Genomic DNA, 1,146 nt, shown 5'->3' with positions numbered 1-1,146 from the left:
ATTGATGGGAGACAACCTTGATGAAGTCATCGACAAACGCTTGAAGGCTTTGGAAGAGATAGAGAAAGAGAAGAAGAGGGTGGCCAAGGCGTACCACAAAAGGGTGAAAGTGAAGTTGTTTCAAGTTGGAGACTTGGTTTGGAAGACAGTTTTGCCTTTGGGTACTCGATCCAGGGAGTTCGGTAAGTGGTCTCCTAGTTGGGAAGGTCCTTATCGATTATGCGGCATTGTTCGAGGGAACGTGTATTTTTTGGAGACACTTCAAGGGGAGCGTTTTTAGCGAGCAATCAACGAGAAATACTTGAAGAAATACTTCCTGAGCGTTTGGCAAGACGCTTAGGAGGTGCTATGGCCGGTAATTGGATTATCGCCCTAAGACCAAAAACATGTTCTATGCTTTTAGATTCACGTTGTTCATCAAAAAGGCAAGGGGGCATATGTTTACACCCAAATTTGGCACCTAGGATTAAAATAGGAAAAATTGCCAAAGTTTAGAAGTCTGCCGATTTCCTCCGAGTAGGCTGGNCCGGATCAAGAGCTACCAACTGCCGGATCAAGAGCTACCAACTCTTTTTCCGAAGGTAACTGGCTTCAGCAGAGCGCAGATACCAAATACTGTTCTTCTAGTGTAGCCGTAGTTAGGCCACCACTTCAAGAACTCTGTAGCACCGCCTACATACCTCGCTCTGCTAATCCTGTTACCAGTGGCTGCTGCCAGTGGCGATAAGTCGTGTCTTACCGGGTTGGACTCAAGACGATAGTTACCGGATAAGGCGCAGCGGTCGGGCTGAACGGGGGGTTCGTGCACACAGCCCAGCTTGGAGCGAACGACCTACACCGAACTGAGATACCTACAGCGTGAGCTATGAGAAAGCGCCACGCTTCCCGAAGGGAGAAAGGCGGACAGGTATCCGGTAAGCGGCAGGGTCGGAACAGGAGAGCGCACGAGGGAGCTTCCAGGGGGAAACGCCTGGTATCTTTATAGTCCTGTCGGGTTTCGCCACCTCTGACTTGAGCGTCGATTTTTGTGATGCTCGTCAGGGGGGCGGAGCCTATGGAAAAACGCCAGCAACGCGGCCTTTTTACGGTTCCTGGCCTTTTGCTGGCCTTTTGCTCACATGTTCTTTCCTGCGTTATCCCCTGATT

The 1,146-nt window shown here is 50.1% G+C and carries 1 protein-coding gene; it reads left to right on the top strand.

The window, feature by feature from the left end; translation table 11 throughout:
• A partial coding sequence (locus DL240_RS21045; protein WP_233497093.1) for a hypothetical protein occupies positions 1–280 on the top strand: 280 nt, incomplete at its 5' end.
• Between the last annotated feature and the right edge of the window lie 866 nt (positions 281–1,146).

Source organism: Lujinxingia litoralis (genome assembly GCF_003260125.1).
GTDB lineage: Bacteria > Myxococcota_A > Bradymonadia > Bradymonadales > Bradymonadaceae > Lujinxingia > Lujinxingia litoralis.
Note: the sequence above shows the minus strand (reverse complement) of the source record. Positions and strands in the feature narration are given on the sequence as shown.